The sequence below is a fragment of the Caldovatus aquaticus genome (genome assembly GCF_019458025.1).
In the GTDB taxonomy this organism is placed as follows: domain Bacteria; phylum Pseudomonadota; class Alphaproteobacteria; order Acetobacterales; family Acetobacteraceae; genus Caldovatus; species Caldovatus aquaticus.
In genome coordinates this window covers 38,625-59,143 of the sequence record NZ_JAHZUY010000013.1, presented here as the reverse complement: position 1 = coordinate 59,143, position 20,519 = coordinate 38,625, and the positions used below count along the sequence as shown (strand labels likewise).

Annotated in this window: 18 protein-coding genes; 3 read left to right on the top strand and 15 right to left on the bottom strand. The window is 75.7% G+C overall.

Going from position 1 to position 20,519, the window contains the following annotated elements:
- Positions 1 to 64: 64 nt before the first annotated feature.
- On the top strand, positions 65 to 1,483 hold the full coding sequence (gene gltX, locus K1J50_RS07500) for a glutamate--tRNA ligase (protein ID WP_220117087.1): 1,419 nt from the start codon (positions 65 to 67) through the stop codon (positions 1,481 to 1,483).
- A gap of 136 nt (positions 1,484 to 1,619) precedes the next feature.
- Here the strand turns inward: gltX and K1J50_RS07495 are convergent, their stop codons facing one another.
- Positions 1,620 to 3,773, bottom strand: a complete 2,154-nt coding sequence (locus K1J50_RS07495) for a sensor histidine kinase (RefSeq protein ID WP_220117086.1) — start codon at positions 3,771 to 3,773, stop codon at positions 1,620 to 1,622.
- A gap of 316 nt (positions 3,774 to 4,089) precedes the next feature.
- Between K1J50_RS07495 and K1J50_RS07490 the strand changes: the two genes are divergently transcribed.
- Together K1J50_RS07490 and K1J50_RS07485 are read left to right on the top strand one after the other, a co-directional pair.
- Positions 4,090 to 5,076 carry a Bug family tripartite tricarboxylate transporter substrate binding protein gene (locus K1J50_RS07490; RefSeq protein ID WP_220117085.1) on the top strand — a complete coding sequence of 329 codons (987 nt, stop codon included), beginning with the start codon at positions 4,090 to 4,092 and terminating at the stop codon, positions 5,074 to 5,076.
- Positions 5,077 to 5,188: 112 nt separating this feature from the next.
- A complete protein-coding gene (locus K1J50_RS07485) occupies positions 5,189 to 6,070 on the top strand; it encodes a Bug family tripartite tricarboxylate transporter substrate binding protein (RefSeq protein WP_220117084.1) in 882 nt (293 codons plus the stop codon).
- A gap of 14 nt (positions 6,071 to 6,084) precedes the next feature.
- Here K1J50_RS07485 and K1J50_RS19550 read toward each other — a convergent pair whose 3' ends face one another.
- From K1J50_RS19550 to frr, 14 genes are all read right to left on the bottom strand, one after another.
- Complete coding sequence (locus tag K1J50_RS19550; RefSeq protein ID WP_220117083.1) at positions 6,085 to 7,026, bottom strand: DUF697 domain-containing protein; 942 nt, start codon at positions 7,024 to 7,026, stop codon at positions 6,085 to 6,087.
- A complete protein-coding gene (locus tag K1J50_RS07475) occupies positions 7,023 to 8,426 on the bottom strand; it encodes a YcjX family protein (RefSeq protein WP_220117082.1) in 1,404 nt (467 codons plus the stop codon). Before K1J50_RS07475 ends, K1J50_RS19550 begins: the two co-directional genes overlap by 4 nt.
- Before the next feature lie 15 nt (positions 8,427 to 8,441).
- Positions 8,442 to 8,849 carry a lactoylglutathione lyase gene (gene gloA, locus K1J50_RS07470; protein ID WP_220117081.1) on the bottom strand — a complete coding sequence of 136 codons (408 nt, stop codon included), beginning with the start codon at positions 8,847 to 8,849 and terminating at the stop codon, positions 8,442 to 8,444.
- Positions 8,846 to 9,766 carry an LpxI family protein gene (locus tag K1J50_RS07465; protein WP_220117080.1) on the bottom strand — a complete coding sequence of 307 codons (921 nt, stop codon included), beginning with the start codon at positions 9,764 to 9,766 and terminating at the stop codon, positions 8,846 to 8,848. The genes gloA and K1J50_RS07465 overlap by 4 nt, the downstream gene beginning before the upstream one ends.
- The gene (lpxA, locus tag K1J50_RS07460) at positions 9,763 to 10,623 is read right to left on the bottom strand and encodes an acyl-ACP--UDP-N-acetylglucosamine O-acyltransferase (RefSeq protein WP_369413543.1); all 861 of its coding nucleotides are present in this window, start codon (positions 10,621 to 10,623) and stop codon (positions 9,763 to 9,765) included. Before lpxA ends, K1J50_RS07465 begins: the two co-directional genes overlap by 4 nt.
- A 2-nt stretch (positions 10,624 to 10,625) precedes the next feature.
- Positions 10,626 to 11,117, bottom strand: coding sequence for a 3-hydroxyacyl-ACP dehydratase FabZ (gene fabZ, locus K1J50_RS07455; RefSeq protein WP_220117079.1), 492 nt, complete (start codon positions 11,115 to 11,117; stop codon positions 10,626 to 10,628).
- Positions 11,118 to 11,122: 5 nt separating this feature from the next.
- A complete protein-coding gene (gene lpxD, locus K1J50_RS07450; RefSeq protein ID WP_220117078.1) occupies positions 11,123 to 12,220 on the bottom strand; it encodes a UDP-3-O-(3-hydroxymyristoyl)glucosamine N-acyltransferase in 1,098 nt (365 codons plus the stop codon).
- A 20-nt stretch (positions 12,221 to 12,240) separates the two neighbouring features.
- Positions 12,241 to 13,116, bottom strand: coding sequence for an OmpH family outer membrane protein (locus tag K1J50_RS07445; protein ID WP_220117077.1), 876 nt, complete (start codon positions 13,114 to 13,116; stop codon positions 12,241 to 12,243).
- 20 nt (positions 13,117 to 13,136) lie between these two features.
- Positions 13,137 to 15,470, bottom strand: a complete 2,334-nt coding sequence (bamA, locus tag K1J50_RS07440; RefSeq protein WP_255575030.1) for an outer membrane protein assembly factor BamA — start codon at positions 15,468 to 15,470, stop codon at positions 13,137 to 13,139.
- A 199-nt stretch (positions 15,471 to 15,669) separates the two neighbouring features.
- Positions 15,670 to 16,797 (bottom strand): RIP metalloprotease RseP, encoded by a 1,128-nt coding sequence (gene rseP, locus K1J50_RS07435; protein WP_220117076.1) that lies wholly within the window; start codon positions 16,795 to 16,797, stop codon positions 15,670 to 15,672.
- 89 nt (positions 16,798 to 16,886) lie between these two features.
- The gene (gene dxr, locus K1J50_RS07430) at positions 16,887 to 18,095 is read right to left on the bottom strand and encodes a 1-deoxy-D-xylulose-5-phosphate reductoisomerase (RefSeq protein WP_220117075.1); all 1,209 of its coding nucleotides are present in this window, start codon (positions 18,093 to 18,095) and stop codon (positions 16,887 to 16,889) included.
- Positions 18,092 to 19,009 (bottom strand): phosphatidate cytidylyltransferase, encoded by a 918-nt coding sequence (locus K1J50_RS07425; protein WP_220117074.1) that lies wholly within the window; start codon positions 19,007 to 19,009, stop codon positions 18,092 to 18,094. The genes dxr and K1J50_RS07425 overlap by 4 nt, the downstream gene beginning before the upstream one ends.
- Position 19,010: 1 nt before the next feature.
- Positions 19,011 to 19,856, bottom strand: a complete 846-nt coding sequence (gene uppS / locus K1J50_RS07420) for a polyprenyl diphosphate synthase (RefSeq protein WP_220117073.1) — start codon at positions 19,854 to 19,856, stop codon at positions 19,011 to 19,013.
- A gap of 82 nt (positions 19,857 to 19,938) precedes the next feature.
- Complete coding sequence (frr, locus tag K1J50_RS07415) at positions 19,939 to 20,505, bottom strand: ribosome recycling factor (RefSeq protein WP_220117072.1); 567 nt, start codon at positions 20,503 to 20,505, stop codon at positions 19,939 to 19,941.
- Positions 20,506 to 20,519 lie beyond the last annotated feature (14 nt).

Below are 20,519 nucleotides of genomic sequence, written 5' to 3'. Positions count from 1 at the left end.
CTTGCGACGTGACCTGCGCGCCCGGCCGGGCTAGAGGAGCGACCCTTTCCGGGATTCGCCGAGCATGACCGTCCGCACGCGCTTCGCCCCCTCCCCCACCGGCTTCCTGCACATCGGCGGCGCGCGCACCGCCTACTTCAACTACCTGTTCGCGCGGCGCCACGGCGGGCAGTACCTGCTGCGCATCGAGGACACCGATCGCCAGCGCAGCACGCCGGAAGCGGTCCGGCAGATCCTCGAGAGCCTGGAATGGCTCGACCTCTCCCCCGACGAGCCGCCGGTGTTCCAGAGCACCCGCACGGCGCGCCACGCCGAGGTCGCCCACGCCCTGCTCGCCATGGGCAAGGCCTACCTCGCCTACGACACGCCGGAGGAGCTGCAGCAGATGCGCGAGCGGGCGATCGCCGAGGGGCGCCCGCCGCGCTACGACGGGCGCTGGCGCGACCGCGACCCGGCGGAGGCGCCGCCCGGGGTGAAGCCCGCCATCCGCCTCAAGGCGCCGCGCGAGGGCGAGACGGTGGTCAGGGACCTGGTGCAGGGCGAGGTGCGCGTCGCCAACGCCGAGCTCGACGACATGATCATCCTGCGCTCGGACGGCACGCCGACCTACCTGCACGCGGTGGTGGTGGACGACCACGACATGGGCATCACCCACGTGATCCGCGGCGACGACCACCTCACCAACACCTTCCGGCAGTGCCAGATCTACGACGCGATGGGCTGGCACCGCCCCCACTTCGCCCATCTGCCGCTGATCCACGGCCCGGACGGCACCAAGCTCTCCAAGCGCCACGGCGCGGTCAGCGTGCTCGAGTTCCGCGAGCAGGGCTACCTGCCGGAGGCGGTGTGCAACTACCTGCTGCGCCTCGGCTGGGGCCACGGCGACGAGGAGGTGGTGCCGCGCGAGCGCGCGATCCGCCTCTTCGACCTCGCCGATGTCGGCCGCAGCCCGAGCCGCATGGACTACGCCAAACTGACGCACCTCAACGCCCTCTATCTCCGCCAGGCCGACGACGAGCGGCTGGTGCGCGAGGTGCTGGAGCGCTTCGCCAGGCGGGGCGTGCTGTTCGGCGCCGAGGACGCGGAGCGCGTGCGGCTGCTGATGCCGGAGCTGAAGCTGCGGGCGAAGACGCTGGAGGAGCTGGCGGGCAGCGCCGTGTTCCTCGTCACCGAAGGCGCCCCGCCGATGGAGCCGAAGGCCGCCGCGCTGCTGACGCCGGAGGCGCGCGCGCGGCTCGCCGACCTCGCGGTGTTCCTCAACGACGCGCCGTGGGAGCGCAAGGATCTCGAGGCCTGGCTGCGCGACTATGCGGAGGTGAAGGGCCTCAGGCTCGGCGAAATCGCCCAGCCGCTGCGCGCGGCGCTGACCGGCAGCACGCAGAGCCCGCCCATTGACGCGGTGCTCCACGCGCTCGGCCGGGCCGAGGCGATGCGGCGCATCCTGGCGGCGGCGGAAGGCGGCGCCGTGCCCGGACCGGCCTGAGGCGCGTCCCCGGCGGCGGGCGCCGGGGCGCGCCCGGAGCGGATCGCGGACGGCCGGAACCGGCCGGGAGCGGGAATCCGCCCGGCAGACGGCGCGCCGCAGCCGTTGCCGCGCGCACGGCCGAGCGGCAACGGCTCTATGCCGCCGTCCGGGCCGCTGCCGGCGCCACCGCGTGGTCCTGGTTCGCCGCCGGCGCGCCCGGCAGGGGAGGCGCGGCGGCACCGGGCAGCGGCAGCGGCGCCTCGATGGTGCAGACCGCGCCGGCAGGCGGGAATTCGATGCGCGCCTGCCCGCCGAGGTCGTGCGCCAAGCTGCGCTCGATCAGGCGCGAGCCGAAGCCGCGCCGGGCCGGCGGCGCGACCGGGGGGCCGCCGGTCTCCGACCAGCGGATGCGCAGCCGGCCCTCCGGATCGAGCGACCAGGCCACCGTGACGCGCCCGGACTCGGAAGCGAAGGCGCCGTACTTGGCCGCGTTGGTCGCCAGTTCGTGGAACGCCAGGGTGAGCGTGAGCGCCGCGCGCGGCGGGAGCCAGACCTCCGGGCCCGCGATCCGCAGGCGGGCGGGATCGGCGGGACGCAGCGGCGCCAGCGCGGCGCGGATCAGCTCCTCGAGCGCCGCGCCCTCCCAGCAGGTGCGCGTCAGGACGTCGTGCGCCGCCGCGAGCGCGAGCAGGCGGTCCTGCAGGACCCGCCGCGCCTCCTCCGTGTCCGCGGCATGGCGCAGCGTCTGCACGGCGATCGCGAGCACCGCGGCCAGCGTGTTCTTGACCCGGTGGTTCAGCTCCTCGATGAGCAGGCGCAGATGGGCCTCCTGCCGGCGCAGCGCCGCCGCGTCGCGGACCCGGTCGGTCACGTCCACCATGGCGACGGTCGCGCCGACGACCGCGCCGGTGGCGTCGCACAGCGGCTCGGCCGTGACGTCGTAGTGCCCGGGCCGCCCGTCGCGCGTGGTGAAGGTGAAGTCGGCGCGAGCGCCGCGGCCCGCCTCGATCACGCCGCGCTTGAACGCCGCGAGCGCCGAGAGCTCGTCCGGGTAGCCGAAGTCCAGCTCCTCGTCGCGGCGACCGAGCAGCGCGGCCACGTCGTACTCGCCGCGCGGGTTGGCGATCCAGGTGTAGCGCAGCTCGCGGTCGCAGGCGTACACGATGATGGGCGCGTGCAGCAGCGCGACGCGGAAGCGCTCGCCGGTGAGGCGCAGCGCGGCGGTAGCGGCGGCGCGTTCCGCCTGGCGCGCGCGCAGCTCCGCGGCGGCGTCGGCGAGCGCGGCGCCGATCTCGTTCGCCTCCCGCAGCGGCGTCGCCAGGCGAGGCACGGGCGCATCGGTGCGCAGCGCGTCGGCCGCGCCGGAGAGGGCGCGGAACGCGCCGGTCAGGCGCCGGCCGACCAGCAGCGCCGCGAGCAGGCCGAGCGCGACCGCCGCGGCGCCAAGGGCGCCGAGGATCGCAAGCGCGCGCTGCAACGGCGCCCGCAGCGCCGCCTCGGGCACGCTGACGGCGACCATCCAGCCCGAGGAGCGCAGGCGGCGGTAGGCGACGAGCGACGGGACGCCGTCGCGCCCCGCGCCGGAGGCGACGCCGCTCTCGTCGGACCGGTCGAGGATCGCGTCGGCGAGCAGGAGCGACCGCTCGCCGATCATGCGGTCCGCATCGCGCGTCCGCGCGACGTAGGCGCCGCGCCGGTCCACGACGCCGGCCACCGCGCCGGGGGGCAGCGCGGGATTCAGGCCCTGCAGGAGACGCTGCACGCGCGCGACCGGGAAGGAGACGGCCAGGAAGTGCGCCTTCCCGTCCCCCCGCGCTCCCACCGCCACGGGCAGCACGACGGCGAAGCCGGGTTGCCCCGCGACCAGGTCGCGATGCAGGTCGGAGACGACCGGCTGGCCGCTCCCCGCCGCTTCCGCGTCCCCCTGCGCGAGGCCGGCGCCGGCAGGCGGCCCCCCGCCGCCCCGCGGGATGGCGAGGGCAACCCGCGGCCGGAGCGCGGGGCCGTGCAGAGTCACCGTGGCGCCGAGGACCCTGGCGGCGGCGGCGGCTTGGCGGCGGAAGGTCTCGAGGTCGCCGGCCTCGAGCGCCTCGGAGGCCGCGAGCACGCGCGCCATGGTGAGGATCTCGGCGATGTCGCGTTCGACCGCCGCCGCGACGTCGCGCGCCGCGTCCCTCGCCTGCGCGACGATGCGGCCCTGTTCCGCCTCGGCAAAGCGCCAGACGGCGATGCCCGAGAACGCCAGCACCGGCAGCAGCACGCCGAACAGAAGCAGCACCAGATGGGTGCGGACCGAATGCCCCCCCATCGGCGCGCGCGAAGCCGTTGCGCTTGCCGACATGTCGCACCCCGAGCCGACGTGTGCGACTCTGACGGAGAGAGGAACGCATCGCAACTTGCCATTCAGGGGCGAAAGGAAACCGGCATCACGCTTCCGTGACGCCGATCCGGGCCGCCCCGCGCGGCCGTCGCGCGGCGTGCGCGCCAGGTCCCGTCCGGCCGGTGTCACCGCCGCACCGGCGGCCCGCGCGGGCGGCACCCTTTCCGTTCCGTGCGCGCCCCTCCTATCGTGGCCGGCGCAACCCCGAATCGAGAGACGCCGAAGCGACCGGGAGGAAAACGTCATGGCCCCCACGCCGACCCGCCGCGCCGCGCTGGCGGCGACCGCCGCCGCGCTCGCCGCGCCGCGCCTCGCCCGCGCACAGTCCGACTATCCGAGCCGGCCGGTCCGCATCATCGTCCCCTTTCCGCCCGGGCAGGCGGCCGACCTGCTCACGCGCCTCGTCGCCGACGAGCTGTCGAAGCGCTGGCCGCAGCGCGTCGTGGTCGAGAACCGCGGCGGCGGCGCCGGCGCCCCGGGCGTGGAGGCCGGCGCGCGCGCGGCGCCGGACGGCTACACCCTCACCACCGCCACCTCCGGCACCTTCGGCATCAATCCGAGCGTGCTGCCGCGCCTGCCCTACGACGCGGAGAAGGATTTCGCCGCGATCAGCGGCATCGCCATCGTGCCGCTCATCGTCATCTGCCACCCCGCCTTCGCGGCGCGGACGATCGGGGAGCTCGCCGCGCAGGCGCGGGCGCGGCCCGGCGCGATCGACGTCGCCTCCGCCGGGCCCGCCACCGCGCAGCACCTGTCGGCGGAGCTGCTGATGCTGCGCACGGGCCTGCGCTTCAACATCGTGCACTACCGCGGCAGCGGACCGGCGGTGACCGACCTCGTCGCCGGCAACGTGCCGGTGATGTTCGACAGCGTCGCGAGCGCGCTGCCGCACATCCGCGCCGACCGCGCGCGGCCGCTCGCCGTCACCACCGCGCGGCGCGTGCCGCAGCTTGCGGACGTGCCGACGCTCGCCGAAACGCTGGCGCCGGGCTACGAATCGGTGGGCTGGACCGGCCTGGTCGCGCCGGCGGCGACGCCGCCCGAGATCGTGCGCCGGATCAACGCCGAGGTGGTGGCGATCCTGCGCGAGCCCGCGGTGGTCGCGCGCATGACGGAGATGGTCACCATCCCGCAGCCGACGACGCCGGAGGAATACGCCGCCTTCATCCGCAGCGAGATCGCGAAGTGGCGCGAGGTGGCGCGGGCGGCCAATGTGCGGCTGGAGGGGTGAGGAGCACCGCCGATGATGCGACGCCGCAGCGCCCTTCTCGCCGCCGCCCTGGCCGCGGCGGCCGCCCTGCCGGCGCGCCGCGCGCGCCCAGCGCGCCTTCCCCGAGCGCTCCGTGCGCATCGTCGTCCCCTACGGGCCGGGCGGCAGCAGCGACATCGTCGCGCGCATCCTCGCGCAGCGGGCGACGGAGCTCACCGGACAGTCCTTCCTGGTGGAGAACCGCGGCGGCGGCGCCTCCATCCCCGGGACGCAGGCGGTGGCGACGGCGCCGCCGGACGGCTACACGATCGGCACCGCCGACAACGCGCCCGTGGTCAACCCGGCGCTGTTCCGCGAGCGCCTGCCCTACGACACCGAGAAGCATCTGGCGGCGCTCGGCCTCGCCGTCACCGCGCCGCTGCTGCTGCTCGCGCACCCCTCCGCGCCCGCCCGCAGCGTGGCGGAAGTGCTGGCGGAGGCGTGGGCGCGGCCCGGCAGCCTCGCCGTCTCGCACGGCGGCATCGCCACGCCGACGCATCTCGCGGCGGTGCAGCTCCAGCTCGCCACGGGGCTGGAGTTCAACCTGGTCGGGTATCGCGGCGGCGGACCGCAGCTCGCCGGGCCGGTGGCGGGAGAGGTGCCCTACGGGCCCGTCGCCATCTCCTCCGCCTTCGGCCACGTGCAGGCCGGGCGGCTGCGGCCGCTCGCCATCACCTCGGCGACGCGCAGCCCGCAACTGCCCGGCGTGCCGACCATGGCCGAGTCCGGCCTGCCCGCCGTGGACCTGGTGGGGTGGTGGGGCTTCATCGCGCCCGCCGGCGTGCCGACGGAGATCGCGCGGAGGCTCAACGCCGTGCTGATCGCGCCAGCGCGCGAGCCGGCCATCCGGGCGCGGCTGGAGGAGCTCGGCTACAGCGTCGTCGCCGGCAGCCCGGAGGACTACGCCGATCGGATCCTGCGCGAGATCGCGCAGTGGCGGGAGATCGTGGCGCGGGTCGGGATCGGGGTGGAGTAGCGCACGCGCACGCGTCAGCGCCGCGGCACAATCCGGCACGCCTCCGAGGCGGCGCGCGCAAGCCGCAGCATGCGCCGCGCCGCGACCGCGCCGGCCGCCGCCTCGCCGGCGATCTTCTCGAGCAGCGGATTGGTCAGCAGCGCGCGCGCCGCCGTGTCCACCGCGACGTCGGTCGCGGCGACCGTCGCGGCATCGAGCAGGGTGCGGCGCAGCAGCGCGAGGGTGCCGGCGAGGCCGGGCCGCAGCCCGTGCAGCGCTGCGACCTGGCGCACCAGCCGCACGCCGCGCGAGGCGAAGACCAGCGCGTCGAACCCCGCCGAGGGGCTGATCGCCGTCACCGCGAAGGCCTGCAGCGCCGCCGCGCGCCCCAGCGCCTGCGCCTGCGCCTCCAGCGCGGCGAGCGGCCCCGCCTCCAGGATCGCGCGCAGGCTGTCGGGATCGTTGGCGGCCCGCAGCGCGGGCAGGACCGACTGCGCGGCGGGCACTTCCGCCGCCCAGCGCAGCGCCTCCGCGCGCGCCGTCGCATGGTCGCCGCGGGCGAAGGCGGCGCGCGCGCGGTCCACGCTGCGCAAGGCCGCAAGGCCGCGCGCCTCGCGCCACAGCGCGGCGCCGATCAGCCCGTAGCCGGCCCCGGCGACGCCGAGGGTGAGCACGCCGAGCCAGGTCGCGCGCGCGAATTGCGCGGCGACGAAATTCGCCGCCTCCAGCGCCGAGAGCCCGAGCACCAGCACCGCCGCGCCGGCGCCGAGCAGGCCGAGCGAGGACCAGCCGCCGGCCGGGCGAGGACGTGCCGCGCTCCCCTGCGCCACGGCGCGCTCCCAGCCGAAATCGAGCCGCGGCGCCGGCGGCGTCTCGCGGTCGCGCGGGGCGGGAGCGGCCGATCGCGGCGGGGGCGCCTCGCCCTCCTCCAGGATCACGCGCGGTTCGCGCGGCGGCGGCGTGCCCGGCGCGCTCACAGCAGGTCTCCGATCAGCCAGGCCAGCAGCGTGTCGAGGCCGAGATGCGGCACGCCCGCCGCGCCGTGCGGATCGAGACGCGGCGGCTGGAAGTCCGGCATCGCGAACCGCCGGCCGTGCCGCCAGAACTCCGGCCCCGGCCGGCGCGGCGGCACCTCGCCGGGATAGACCCTGGCGACGCGCCCGCTCTCGAGCAGCACGCCGCGCACCGCCTCGACCGGGCGGCCGTCCACGATCGCCGTGTCGTCCTCGGTGCAGCGGATCGCGGCCAGCGCGTGCACGCCCGTCTCCGCCCCCGCCGCCAGGGCGCGCTCGCGCGGCGCCTGGACGAGGTCCTCGAGCAGCGCGGTCAGCGCCGCGCGCTGGCGCTCCGGGACGTGATCCGCCTTGGTGGCGACGAAGGCGACGCGGCGCACCCCCTGGCCGGTCAGCCGGTCGAGCAGCGAGCCGCCGTAGCGCAGCGCGGCGGTGATCTCCGCCAGCGCCGCCGCGGTGTCGTCGAACGCCTCCTCGCCCTGGTGCAGCGCGGCGAGCACGTCCACCAGCACCGCCTGGCGGCCGAAGCGGCGGAAGAAGGGCTCGAGGAAGACGGAGCGCTGGTCGGCGAGATAGGCCGCGTAGCGCCGGGCGCAGAGCTCGGCGAGGCCGCCGCCCTCCGGGTGCGGCAGCGGGAAGAACCACATCAGCGGCGCCTCGCCGCGCGGGCCGGGGTTGAGGAAGCGCCCGGGCTGCAGCAGCCGCAGCCCGTGCGTGTCGCGCGCCGCGCGCAGGCCCTCGCGGTAGAGGGCGAAGCCGCGGCGCGACAGCGCGTCCTCGGCCGGCGCCGCCGCCGGCAGGGCGTCCACGAACGCGAGGAACGGGCCGAACGCCGCCGCGCGCGCGCCGCGCCGCAGGCGCGCCAGGGTCGCCGCCGACCATTCGGCGTAGGACTGGCGCAGCATCGGCAGGTCGAGCAGCCACTCGCCCGGGTAGTCGAGCAGCTCGAGCGTGACGCGGCGCGCGCCGAACACGCTGCCGAGCCAGGAGCGGCGGTCGAGCTCCAGCGTCAGCGCGAGGGTGGAGAGGTCCTCGGTGCGCGCCGGCCAGCGCGGCGGGTCGGCGGCGAGCGCGGCGAGATGCGCCTCGGGGTCGAAGCGCGGCACCGCTTCCACCCCCGCCGGCAGCAGGCGCACGCGCCGGAGCCGCCCGGCCGCCGCCGCCTCCAGCGCCGGCAGGGTGCTGAGCCCGGCGCCGGCAGCGAGCAGGTTGGCGACGAGCGAGGTGAGGAAGACCGTCTTGCCCGCGCGCGACAGGCCGGTGACCGCGAGTCGCACCCGCTCCTGCCCGAGCAGCGCGCGCGCCGCCTCCTCCGCCCCGGCGAGCGCATCGCTGAGGAAGCCGAGCGGGTCGGGCGCGGGCACCGGGCGGTGGGCGCGCTACGGCCGCTCGATCAGCTCGATCTTGTAGCCGTCCGGGTCCTCGATGAAGGCGATCACCGTGGTGCCGAACTTCACCGGCCCCGGCTCGCGGGTGATCTTCACGCCGGCGGCGCGCAGGCGCTCGCAGGTCGCCTTCACGTCGGGCACGCCGATCGCGAGGTGGCCGAAGGCGGTGCCCATCTCGTACTTCTCGACGCCGTAGTTGTAGGTCAGCTCGAGCACCGTGTTCGACGCCTCGTCGCCGTAGCCGACGAAGGCCAGCGTGTACCTGCCCTCCGGCACGTCGCGCCGGCGCAGCTCCTTCATGCCGAGCAGGCGCGTGTAGAAGTCGACGCTGCGGTCGAGGTTGCCGACCCGGATCATGGTGTGCAGGAAGCGGCCGCCGCCGGTCGCCGTCTCGCTCATGGCGTGCTCTCCTCCTTCATGGCGGGATCCTCCGGATTGATCGCGATCAGGAACAGGCCCGCCTCCTCCGCCGCCGCGACGACCGCGGCGCGGTCCAGGATGATGGTGCCGCCGGCCTCCACGGCGATGCCGCGCAGCCCGGCCATCGCCGCCTCCTCCACCGTGGCGAGCCCGACCGTCGGCAGGTCCACGAGGCGGCTCTGCCCGGGCTTGACCAGCTTCACCAGCACGCCGCCCGCGCCCTCGCGCGCCAGGTCGCGGCAGCGCCGGATCAGCGCGTCGGTGCCCTCGATCGCCTCGACGCCGAGCACGAGGCCCTGCTGCACGACGGCCGCCTGGCCGACATCCACGGCGCCGAGGGCGCGCACGACGGCGACGCCGCGCCGGATGTCGGCCATCGCCTGCGCGTCGGGGGCGTGCCTGGTCAGCAGCCCGGCCGGGGCGAACAGGTCGTCGAGGAAGGCCTGCGCGCCGACCACCTCGAACCCCTCCTCGCCGAGCACGCGGATCACCGCCGAGAGCAGCGTGTCGTCGCCGCCGAAGGCCCTGGCGCCGATGCGGGCGAGCAGCCGCAGGCCGGCCGCGTCCGGGCGCAGCGCCGCGAGCGAGGGCCGCGCGACGCGCCCCGCGAGCACGAGCTGGCGCACGCCGCGCGCGCGCAGGAGCTCGATCATCTGCCCGGCGGCGCCGAGGCGCAGCGTGACCTTCGGGATGCTGCCGAAGGGCTCGGGGTCGCCGTGGCCGCCGATCACGATCACGAACACCTCGCGCCCGGCGGCGCGGGCCGCCCTGGCGACGCGCACCGGCAGCTCGCCGCCGCCGGCGACGATGCCGAGCGGGCCCTCCCCGGCCGCGCCGGCGCGGGCGCCGCCGGGCGAGGCGGACGCCGCGCGGTCCGGCGCGGTGGCGCCGCTCATCCCTCGGCCTCCTCGCCCGCCTCCTCGTCGGGCATGGCGCGGCCGACCCGCACCAGCCCGCGGCGGGAGGGAGCGCGGATGAAGGCGAGCATCTCGGCGACGTTGGGATCGCCGGCGAATTGCGCCTCGACCGCCGCCTGGCGCTCGGCGAAGAGGCCGGGGTCGCGGAACAGCATGCGGAAGGCGGCGCGCAGGGCGTGGATCTGCGCGCGCGGGAAGCCGCGGCGCTTGAGGCCGATCAGGTTGAGGCCGACCAGGCGCGCGCGGTTGCCCATCGCCGAGCCGAACGGGATGACATCGGCCTCGACCCCGCTCATCCCGCCGATCACGGCCTGGCGGCCGATGCGCACGAACTGGTGGATCGCGGTGCCGCCGCCGACGAACACCGTGTCGCCGATCTCGACATGCCCGCCCAGCATGACGTTGTTGGCGAGGATCACGCGGTCGCCGAGCACGCAGTCGTGGGCGACATGCGCGACCGCCATGATCATGCAGTCGGCGCCGATGCGCGTGACGCCGGCGCCGCCGACGCTGCCGCGGTGGATCGTCGCGTGCTCGCGCACCAGGGTGCGGGGGCCGATCTCGCAGCGGGTCGGCTCGCCCTTGTACTTCAGGTCCTGCGGCGGCAGGCCGATGCTGGCGAAGGGAAAGACGCGGGCGCCGGCGCCGATGCGGGTGATGCCGTCCACCACGACATGGGCGACGAGCTCGACTCCCTCCTCGAGCGTGACATCGGGGCCGACGACGCAGCCCGGGCCGATGCGGCAGCCGCGGCCGATCGCGGCGCCGGGGGCGATGCTGGCGCTGGGGTGGATCTCGGCCGGCGCGGCGACGGGCGGGATGCGGGCGTCGTCCACGCTCAGCGGTCCAGGATCATCGCCGAATAGGTGGCCTCGGCGACGACCTTGCCGTCCACCTTCGCCTCGGCCGAGAATTTCCAGATGTTGACGCGGTGGCGCTCCTTGCGCACGTGCACGCGCATCTGGTCGCCCGGCACGACGGGCTTGCGGAACTTCGCGTTCTCCACGGTCATGAAATACACGAGCTTCCCTTCCGCCTCCGGCCCCAGCGTGGCGACCACCAGCACGGCCGCGGTCTGGGCCATGCTCTCGATGATGAGCACGCCGGGCATCACCGCCATGGCGGGGAAATGGCCCTGGAAGTAGTGCTCGTTGATCGAGACGTTCTTGATGCCGACGGCCGAGACGCCGCGCTGGACCTCGACCACCCGGTCCACGAGGAGGAAGGGGTAGCGGTGCGGGATCGCCCGCATGATGCGGGCGACGTCCCAGGATTCCAGGGTGGCGCCCGCCGCCGCCGGCGCCGCGTCCGCGTGCATTGCGTCGTCCATGCCGTTCAGCCCGTGTCCTCCCCGGCGCGGCCGGCGGCCGCCTTGCGCGCGACGCGGCCCTTGCCGTCCCCGCCGCGCGCGGCGAGCTGCCGCAGCCGCGCGACGGCGCGCCAGAACTCCCGCACCGGCCAGGCCGGACTGCCGAGGACGTCGGTGCCGGCCGGCACGTCGTTGATCACGCCGGCCTGCGCCCCGATGCGCGCCCGCGGCCCGATCGTGAGATGGCCCGTCAGCCCGGCCTGCGCCGCAACGATCACGAAATCCCCGAGCGTGGTGGAGCCCGAGACGCCGGCCTGCGCCACGATCACGCACCCCCGCCCGGTGCGGACGTTGTGCCCGATCTGCACCAGGTTGTCGAGCCGAGTGCCCGGGCCGAGCACGGTGTCGTGGCCGGAACCGCGGTCCACCGTGCTGTTGGCCCCGATCTCCACGCCGTCGCCCAGGATCACCCGGCCGAGCTGGGGCACCGTGACATGCGCGCCCTCCGCGGTGGTGGCGAAGCCGAAGCCCTCGTTCCCCACCCGCGCCCCGGGGTGCAGCACCACGCGGTCGCCGGCCAGGCAGTGGGTGATCGAGGCATGGGCATGGATCCGGCACCCAGCGCCGAGCACCACGCCCGGGCCGACGACGGCGTGCGGCCCGATCACGCAGCCCGGCCCGATCCGCGCCCCGGCGCCGATCACGGCGTAGGGGCCGATCTCGCAGCCCTCGCCGATATCGGCGTCGGGGGCGACGACCGCGGTAGGGTGGATGCCGGGCGTGGGCGGCGGCGCCGGATGGAACAGCGCCGCCACCCGCGCATAGCCGAGATACGGGGCGTCGGTGGCGATGGCGATCGTCCCGGGCGGCACCTGGCCCACCAGATCCGGCTGCAGGATCACCGCCCCGGCGCGCGTGGCGCGCAGCGCCTCCAGGTAGCGGCGGTTGTCGAGGAAGCTCACCTCGTCCGGACCGGCCGATTGCAGCGGCGCGACACCGGAGAACAGGCGACGCTCCGGATCGGCCGCCGCCGGCGCCGCCGCCACCACGCCTCCCGCGGCCCTGGCGACCGCCGCGAGGCTGAACGGACCCGAGCGGGGATGGAAGCGCGGATCGGCCGGCACGGCAGGCGCCCCGGCGCCCTTCAGTTCCGGCGCGGCTGCTGCGCCGGACGCTGCTGGGCCGCCGGCCGCTGCTGCGGCTGCGCTTGGCCGGAGGAGGCCGCCTCCCCCGTCTCCTCCGGCGGGATGTCCACACTGCGCAGCCGCTGGTTGAGCTGGGCGGCGACCTCGGCGGTCAGGTCGAACTGCGGCTGGTTGTAGATCACCACGGGCGCCGGCAGCACGAGGTTGACATGCCGGCTCTCCGCCACCTGCGTGATGACCACGACCAGCGCCTGCTCGACCTCGGCAAGGGCCTGCTGCGCCGCCTCCTCGATGGCGCGCTGGCGGTCCCGGAAGATGCGCTGCGCGTCCGTCACGCGGTCCTGGAGCTCGCGCTCGCGGGCGCGGAGCTGCTCGGGCGAGAGGGCGGCGCGCTCGGCCCCAAGGCGCTGCTGCTCCTCGCGCCAGCGCTGCTGCTCGCGCTGCAGGTCCTCGTTGAGCTTGGCGCGCCGCCGTTCGATCTCCTCGCGCACCTGGGTATGGGCGATGGAGACACGCAGCACCTCCGGCACGTTGACGAGCCCGATCACCGGCGCCGGCGGCGACTGGCCGGGCGGCAGCGGCGCCGGCGCGTCCACCCGCGCCTGCGCCGGGCGCTGCTGCGCCGGCCGCTGCTGGGGCGCACGCTGCTGCGGCGTCGCCGCGCCCTGGCCCGGCCGCTGCTGGCCGCCGGGGACGAACCATTCGGGCTGCGCCTGCTGCGCCAGGACCTGAACCGGGGCAACCCCGGCGCCCCCGCCGAGCAGCAGCGCCGCCGCTGCGAGGCCGGCAAGCCGGCGACGGCGGCCGCCGCGCTGCGGCGCGAGGCCCTTGGAACCCGCCGCGGCGCGGCAGACGAAAGGAACGCGGAACGACATGGGCGCTATCCTGGCTGGTGCTAGAATCGAGTGCCGAAGCCGAGGCGGAAGACCTGCGTCTGGTCGTAGGGCCGCTTCACCACGGCCTGGGCGAGGTCGATGTTGATCACCCCGAAGGGGCTGCGCCAGGAGACGCCGATGCCGGCGCCGACCCTCGGCGTCGCCTCGTCGCGCACGGTCGGGCCGCTGGTCGCGGAGGGCAGCCCCGAGAGCGAGCCGACGTCCACGAAGGCGCGGCCCGAGAGGCCGAGCTCCTGCGGCAACGGCAGCGGGAAGCGGAACTCCGTGCTCTGGGTCCAGATGAAGCGGCCGCCCAGCGTGTCGCCGGTGAGGACGTCGCGCGGGCCGGCGCCGCCGATCGCGAAGCCGCGCAGGTTCTCGCCGCCGAGGAAGAATCGGTCCACGATTCGGTCCTCGCGCGAGCCGAAGGGCTTGAGGATGCCGACGCCGGCCGAGATCGCGAGGACGTAGTCCGGGTTGCCGAAGAAGCGCTCCAGCGGGATGTAGTAGGCGCCGTCGAGCCGGGCGCGGACGTAGGCGACATCGCCGCCGAGGCCGGCGACGTCGGTGCCGAGCCGCACCACGTAGCCCGAGTGCGGGTCGATGCGGCTGTCGCGCCGGTCGTAGGTGATGGTCTGGCCGATCTGCGAGAGCAGGGTCTTGCCGCGCTGCTCCTGGATGAAGCGGCTGGCGTCGGGCTGGACGTTGTACACGTTGCGCTCGACCAGCGTGTAGGCCCAGGACTGGCGCAGGTACTCGTTGAACTCGTAGCCGATCCGCAGCGCGCCGCCGTAGCGCCGCTCCTCGTAGGAGGCGATGGTGAGCAGGTTGCGCTGGATGGCGAACAGGTCGAAGCCGGCCGCGAGGTTGCGCTCGAGGAAGGCCGGGTCGGTGACGGAGATATCCACCTGGCTGCGGCGCTGCGCGAGCGTGATGTTGAAGCGCCCGTCCACGCCGGTGCCGAGCAGGTTGCGCTCGCGCAGGCCGAAGTCGGCGAGGAAGCCGGCATCGGTGGCGTAGCCGCCGCCGAGCGAGATCTCGCCGGTGGCGCGCTCCGTCACCTCGGTGTTGAGGATCACCCGGTCCGGCGCGCTGCCCGGCTGCGGCGTGATCTCGACCGAGGAGAAGTAGCCGAGCTCCCGCAGCCGCTGGCGGGAGCGGCGGATCTGCGCGGGGATGAACGGGTCGCCCTCGGCGAGCCGGAACTCGCGCCGGATCACCCGGTCGAGGGTCCGGGTGTTGCCGGTGATCTCGATGCGTTCGATGTAGGCGCGCGGTCCCTCGCCGATCTCGAAGGTGAGGTTGACACGCCGCGCCTCGCGGTCGCGCTCGATGCGCGGCGTGACCTCGGCGAAGGGGAAGCCGCGCTGCTGGATGGCGTCGGTCAGCACCTGGACGGAGCGCTCGACCGCGTCGCCGTCGTACCAGTCGCCCTCCTCGATCGGCACCTCGCCGCGCACCGTCGCGGGATCGAAGTTGCGCAGCCGGGAGACCAGATCGACCCTGCCGACCCGGTAGCGCGGTCCCTCCTCGATCGTGTAGGTGATGAAGAAGCCGGAGCGGTCCGGCGCCAGCTCGGCGGTGGCGCCGGTCACCTGCACGTCGGCGTAGCCGTTGCGCAGGTAGTAGCGGCGCAGCAGCTCGCGGTCGAAGTTCAGCCGCTCCGGATCGTAGGTGTCGGCGGTGCTGAAGGGGCGGTACCAGGCCGCCTCGCGCGTTGCGATGATCTCCTTCAGGCGGCTGTCGGAGAAGGCGCGGTTGCCGACGAAGTTGATGCGCGCGACCAGCGCCGCCTCTCCCTCGACGATCTCGAACACCACGTCCACGCGGTTCTGGTCGAGCTCGATGATCTTCGGCTCCACCTGGGCGGCGAAGCGGCCGCGCCGGGCGTACAGCTCGAGGATGCGGTTGCGGTCGGCCTGCGCCGCGGCCGGGGTGAAGACGGCGCGCGGGCGCAGCGTCACCTCGTTGCGCAGCACGTCGTCGGAGATCTTGCGGTTGCCCTCGAAGGCGACGCGGTTGACGATCGGGTTCTCCACGACCTGCACGATCACGCGGCCGCCCTCGGTGGTGATCTCGACGTCGCGGAACAGGCCGGTGGCGAAGAGGGTGCGCAGCGACCGGTCGAGCCGCTCCTGGTCCATCGGGTCGCCGGGCTGGAGCAGCATGTAGCTGCGCACCGTGTCGGCCTCGATCCGCTGGTTGCCCCGCACCTCGATGGCCTGGACGGTGGCGCCGGCGGCGGCGGGCGGCGGCGCCCGGCGCGGCTGCGGCTGCGCCTGCGCCTCCCCCCCGGGGGCGGCCAGGACGACGGCGAAGACGAGCGGCAGGAGCGCGCGGAGCAGGGCTTGCAAGCGACTCGGACCCGAAAGCGAGGGTTGCGGAGGGGCGGCACACTAACCGGCCCGGTGCGGCCCCGCCACCCCCTGCACGACGGCCCCGCGGCGGCCCTGCCCCGGATCGGACCGCGCCCGGAGACCGGCCGCCCCGTCCGGGCGCGGGCGCTCGCCTGTCCCCGCGATCCGCGCCGCGGCGCGGGCTCTCAACCGGGGGTCAGCCGGCGATTCCCGCGATCCAGCGGAACACCCCCCACTGCGCCAGGTCGTTCCAGGTGGCGAACAGGAACAGCGTGATCAGCAGCGCGAAGCCCGCCCGCAGCCCGATCTCCTGGGCGCGCGGCGGCAAGGGGCGGCCGCGCAGCGCCTCCGCCGCGTAGAACAGGAGGTGCCCGCCGTCGAGGAGCGGGATCGGGAACAGGTTGATCAGCGCAAGGTTGACCGACAGCACGGCGATGAAGCTGACGAGGCTCGCCCAGCCCATCTCCGCCACCTGGCCCGAGAGCTGGGCGATGCGGAGCGGCCCGCCCAGCTCCTCGGTGCCGCGCTCGCCGGCGATCATCTGCCAGACGCCCGCCAGGGTCTGCCAGGTGATCTCGGCGGTGTGGGCCGCGCCGGTCCAGATCGCCTCCAGCGGCCCGAGCCGCTCATAGACCACCGCTCCGCCGCGGATGCCGAGCACCCCGATCCCGCCGCGGGCGCCGCCCGGAGCGGCGGCCGCGCCCGCCGGCTCCGGCACCGCGCGCAGCGTCAGTTCCTGCTCGCCACGGCGGACGCGGATCTCGATCGGCACGCCCGGCCGCGCCTGCACGTAGCGCTGCAGCTCCTCGAAGCGGTTCACCGGCGTCGAGTCGAGCGCGAGGACGCGGTCGCCCGGCCGCAGGCCGGCGCGCTCGGCGGCCGAGCCCTCGACGACGCCGCCGACGGCCGTGCTGGTCCTGGGCACGCCGACGGTGCCGAACAGGGCGGCGAACAGCACCGCCGCGAGGAGGAAATTGGCGAGCGGGCCGGCCGCGACGACGATCGCGCGGTCGCCCACCGGCTTCTCGTGGAAGGTCTCGCCGCGGCGGTAGCGCGCGCGCTGCTCGGGCGGCGCCTCGCCCGGATGCTCCTGCCCGTGCAGCTTCACGTAGCCGCCGAGTGGGATCCAGCCGACGCGCCAGTTCGTGCCGCGCCGGTCGGTCCACGACCAGAGCGGGCGCCCGAAGCCGATCGAGAACGCCTCCACATGCACGCCGCGCCAGCGCGCCGCGAGGTAGTGGCCGAGCTCGTGGACGAACACCAGCACGCCGAGCACCACCACGAAGGCGAGGATGGTACGGAACGGATCGGGCAGAAGGTCCAAGGATCAGCTCTCCTGAGCAGGCATGAACGGCGCCGCGCGCCCGGCCGGAAGGCGCGGCGGCGTGCGCTCCCCGCCGCGCCCGGAAGGGCTCACGCCGCCCGGATCCGGCGCGCCGCGGCGCAGCGCAGGGCCTCCTCCCGCGCCGCCGCGTCGAGGGCGAGGATCGCCTCCAGCCCCTCGGCCGGCGGCGCCCCCAGCCGCGCGAGCGTCTCCTCCACGACCGCGGCGATGTCGAGGAAGCCGAGGCGGCGGTCGAGGAACAGCCCGACCGCGGCCTCGTTCGCCGCGTTCAGGATGGTGGGGGCGCCGCCGCCCGCCCGCAAGGCCTCGCGCGCGAGGCGCAGCGCGGGGAAGCGGGCGAGGTCGGGCGCCGCGAATTCGAGCCGCCCGAGCGCCGCGAGGTCGAGCCGCGGCAGGTCCACCGCCATGCGCCGCGGCCAGGCGAGCGCGTAGGCGATGGGCGTGCGCATGTCCGGCGTGCCGAGCTGGGCGATGATCGAGCCGTCGGCGTACTGCACCAGCCCGTGCACGGCGGACTGGGGGTGGACCAGCACCTCGATCCGCTCCTCCGGCACCGGGAACAGGCGCGCCGCCTCGATCAGCTCGAGCCCCTTGTTCATCATGGTGGCGGAATCGACGCTGATCTTGGCGCCCATGCGCCAGACCGGGTGGCGGACCGCGATCTCCGGCGTCACCGCCGCCATCTGCGCCTGGTCCATCAGCCGGCAGGGCCCGCCCGAGGCGGTGAGCACGATCTTCTCGACCGCCGCCGGGTCGCGCGAATCGAGCGCCTGGAAGATCGCGCTGTGCTCGGAATCCACCGGCAGGATGGTGGCGCCGGCGCGGCGGGCCTCGGCCAGCACCAGCTCGCCGGCGCAGACCAGGCTCTCCTTGTTGGCGAGCGCGAGCACGCCGCCCCGGCGCAGCGCGGCCAGCGTCGGCCGCAGCCCGGCGGCGCCGACGATCGCCGCCATCGTCCAGTCGGCGGCGGCGGCCGCCGCCTCCTCGGCCGCCTCGGCGCCCGCGGCGACGCGGATCCCCGTGCCGGCGAGCGCCTCGCGCAGCGCCGCGTAGCCCGCCGGGTCGGCGAGCACGGCCCGGCGTGCGCCGAGCCGCCGCGCCTGGGCGGCGAGGGTGGCGGCGTCCCGCCCGGCGACCAGCGCCTCGACCGCGAAGGTGCCGGGCGGCGCGGCCTCGAGCAGCGCGACGGTGCTGCGCCCGACCGAGCCGGTGCTGCCGAGCACGCTGACGCGGCGGGGCAGCGCCCTTCCGGCGCTCTCCGGAGCCGCGGCGCTCATTGCCAGAGCGGCGTCCCCGCACCGAGGATCCAGGCGAGCAGCGCCGCCGCCGGCGCCGCCGCCAGCACGCCGTCCAGCCGGTCGAGCAGCCCGCCGTGCCCGGGGATCAGCCGGGAGGCGTCCTTCACCCGGAAGCGGCGCTTGATCCAGCTCTCCAGCAGGTCCCCCGCCTGCGCCATCACGCCGAGGAAGGCCGCCACCGCCATGCTGCGCCACGCTTCTCCTCCCGGCGCGAGGACCGCGGCGGCGGCCGTCCCTACCAGCACCGCCGCGGCCAAGCCGCCCGCCGCGCCCGACCAGGTCTTGTTCGGAGAGACAGCCGGCGCGAGCTTCGGCCCGCCCAGCGCACGGCCCGTCACGTAGGCGCCGATGTCGCTCGCCCAGACCACGAGAAAAAGAAATAGCACATTCGCGCGGCCCGCGTCGTTGTCGTCGCGCAGCGTGATCAGCGCCAGCCCGGCGAGGCCGATGTACAGCACCCCGGCGGCGAGCGCGCCGGCGGGCACGGCCACGCCGTCGCGCGCCGGCAGGCGCCCGGCGGCGCCGAGCCTGGCGGCGCCGATCCAGGTGAGGCCGAAGCCCGCGACCAGCAGCGCGAGGCCGGCCAGCGGCCAGCCCGCGACCGCCAGCGCGCCGGCCGCCAGCACCGCCGCCGGCACCGCGATCCCCGGCGCGGCGCGGGTGCTCAGTCCGCACAGATGCACCCATTCCCAGGCGAGCACCGCCGCAGCGGCCGCGACCAGCACGGTCCAGAGCGCGGCGCCGAACCAGATGCAGGCGAGCGCCGCGGGCCCGAGCACCAGCGCCGACAGCACCCGCTTGCGCAGGTCGGTCCAGCGGCGGGGGGGCGCCGTGCCCGGCGACGCGGCGCGGCTCGGAGACCCCTCGTCGCCGCCGAAGGCGGTCGTGCTCATGTCAGCCCGCCACGGCGGCCGGCGGCATCGCCTCCGGCGGCGGTCCGCCCTCGGCCGGCGGCGCCGGGGAGGCCCCGCCGGCCGGCGCCGGTCCGCGGCGCAGCCCGTAGCGCCGCTCGCGGCGATGGAATTCCGCCACCGCGCGGGCGAGATCGGCCGGGCCGAAATCGGGCCACAGCACCTCGGTGAAGACGAACTCGGCGTAGGCCGCCTGCCAGAGCAGGAAGTTCGAGAGCCGCTGCTCGCCCGAGGTGCGGATGATGAGGTCGGGATCGGGCATCCCGGCGGTGTGCAGGAAACGGGCGAAGGCGGTCTCGTCGAGCGCCTCCGGATCGAGCGTGCCGGAGCGCGCCGCGCGCGCCACCGCCCGCGCCGCGGCGAGGATCTCGGCCCGGCCGCCGTAGGAGAGCGCCACGGTGAGGTTGAGCCGCGTGCCGCCGGCGGTGGCGGCCTCCGCCGCCTCGATGGCGCGGGCGAGGTCCGGGCCGAAGCGGTCGTGCTCGCCGATCACGCGCAGGCGCACCCCCTCCTTCACCAGGGTCGCGACCTCGCTGCGCAGGTAGAGGCGGAGGAGGCCGGTCAGCGCGCTCACCTCCTCCGCGGGCCGGCGCCAGTTCTCCGAGGAGAAGGCGAACAGGGTCAGCCAGGAGATGCCCATGCGGCCGGCCGCCTCGATGGTCCGGCGCGCCGCCTCCGCCCCGGCGCGGTGGCCGAGCGAGACCGGCAGGCCGCGCGCCTCCGCCCAGCGGCGGTTGCCGTCCATGATGATGCCGACATGGGCCGGCGGCGGCGGAGCCTCCTCCGCGGCCGGTCCGGGCCGGGCGGCGCCGCTCAAGCCGTCCGCCATGGCCCGGCGCGGCGGGAGCTCCCGCGGCGTGGCTGGATGCGGCCCATCCCCGGGCTCCGCTGCGCGTGGTCGCGGCGTGCCATCAGACGTGGCGGATGTCCTTCTCCTTCTCGTGGAGCAGCTCGTCCACCTTCTTGATGTAGAGGTCGGTCAGCTTCTGCACCTCGTCGTGCCAGCGGCGCGACTCGTCCTCGCCGATCTCGTGCTTCTTGTCCAAGGCCTTGATCTGCTCCATGCCGTCGCGCCGCACGCCGCGGATCGCGACGCGCGCCCCTTCCGCATAGCGGTGCGCGGCCTTGACCAGCTCGTTGCGGCGCTGCTCGGTCAGCGGGGGGAGGGGGACGCGGATCACCTGGCCCTCGGTCTGCGGGTTGAGGCCGAGATTGGCCTCGCGGATCGCGCTCTCCACCGCCTTGACCAGCGACTTGTCCCAGACCTGCACGGAGAGCATCGCCGGGCCGGCGACCGAGACGTTGGCCACCTGGTTGAGCGGCTGGTGGCCGCCATAGGCCTCGACCCGGACGGGCTCGAGCAGCGCGGGGCTGGCGCGGCCGGTGCGCAGGCCGGCGAACTCGCGCTTCAAGGTCTCGATCGCCCCCTCCATCCGGCGCTGGAGATCCTGCTTGAGCGTCTTGAGGTCGGCGGGCATGGCCGCACCCTCCC

Coding starts and splice junctions, on each gene's coding strand:
- gloA (WP_220117081.1), bottom strand. CDS start 8,849: ATGAGCGAGACGGCGACCGGCGGCGGCCGCTTCCTGCACACCATGATC.
- gltX (WP_220117087.1), top strand. CDS start 65: ATGACCGTCCGCACGCGCTTCGCCCCCTCCCCCACCGGCTTCCTGCAC.
- uppS (WP_220117073.1), bottom strand. CDS start 19,856: ATGGCGGACGGCTTGAGCGGCGCCGCCCGGCCCGGACCGGCCGCGGAG.
- K1J50_RS07490 (WP_220117085.1), top strand. CDS start 4,090: ATGGCCCCCACGCCGACCCGCCGCGCCGCGCTGGCGGCGACCGCCGCC.
- K1J50_RS07445 (WP_220117077.1), bottom strand. CDS start 13,116: ATGTCGTTCCGCGTTCCTTTCGTCTGCCGCGCCGCGGCGGGTTCCAAG.
- frr (WP_220117072.1), bottom strand. CDS start 20,505: ATGCCCGCCGACCTCAAGACGCTCAAGCAGGATCTCCAGCGCCGGATG.
- K1J50_RS07425 (WP_220117074.1), bottom strand. CDS start 19,009: ATGAGCACGACCGCCTTCGGCGGCGACGAGGGGTCTCCGAGCCGCGCC.
- K1J50_RS07495 (WP_220117086.1), bottom strand. CDS start 3,773: ATGGGGGGGCATTCGGTCCGCACCCATCTGGTGCTGCTTCTGTTCGGC.
- fabZ (WP_220117079.1), bottom strand. CDS start 11,117: ATGGACGACGCAATGCACGCGGACGCGGCGCCGGCGGCGGCGGGCGCC.
- K1J50_RS07465 (WP_220117080.1), bottom strand. CDS start 9,766: ATGAGCGGCGCCACCGCGCCGGACCGCGCGGCGTCCGCCTCGCCCGGC.
- dxr (WP_220117075.1), bottom strand. CDS start 18,095: ATGAGCGCCGCGGCTCCGGAGAGCGCCGGAAGGGCGCTGCCCCGCCGC.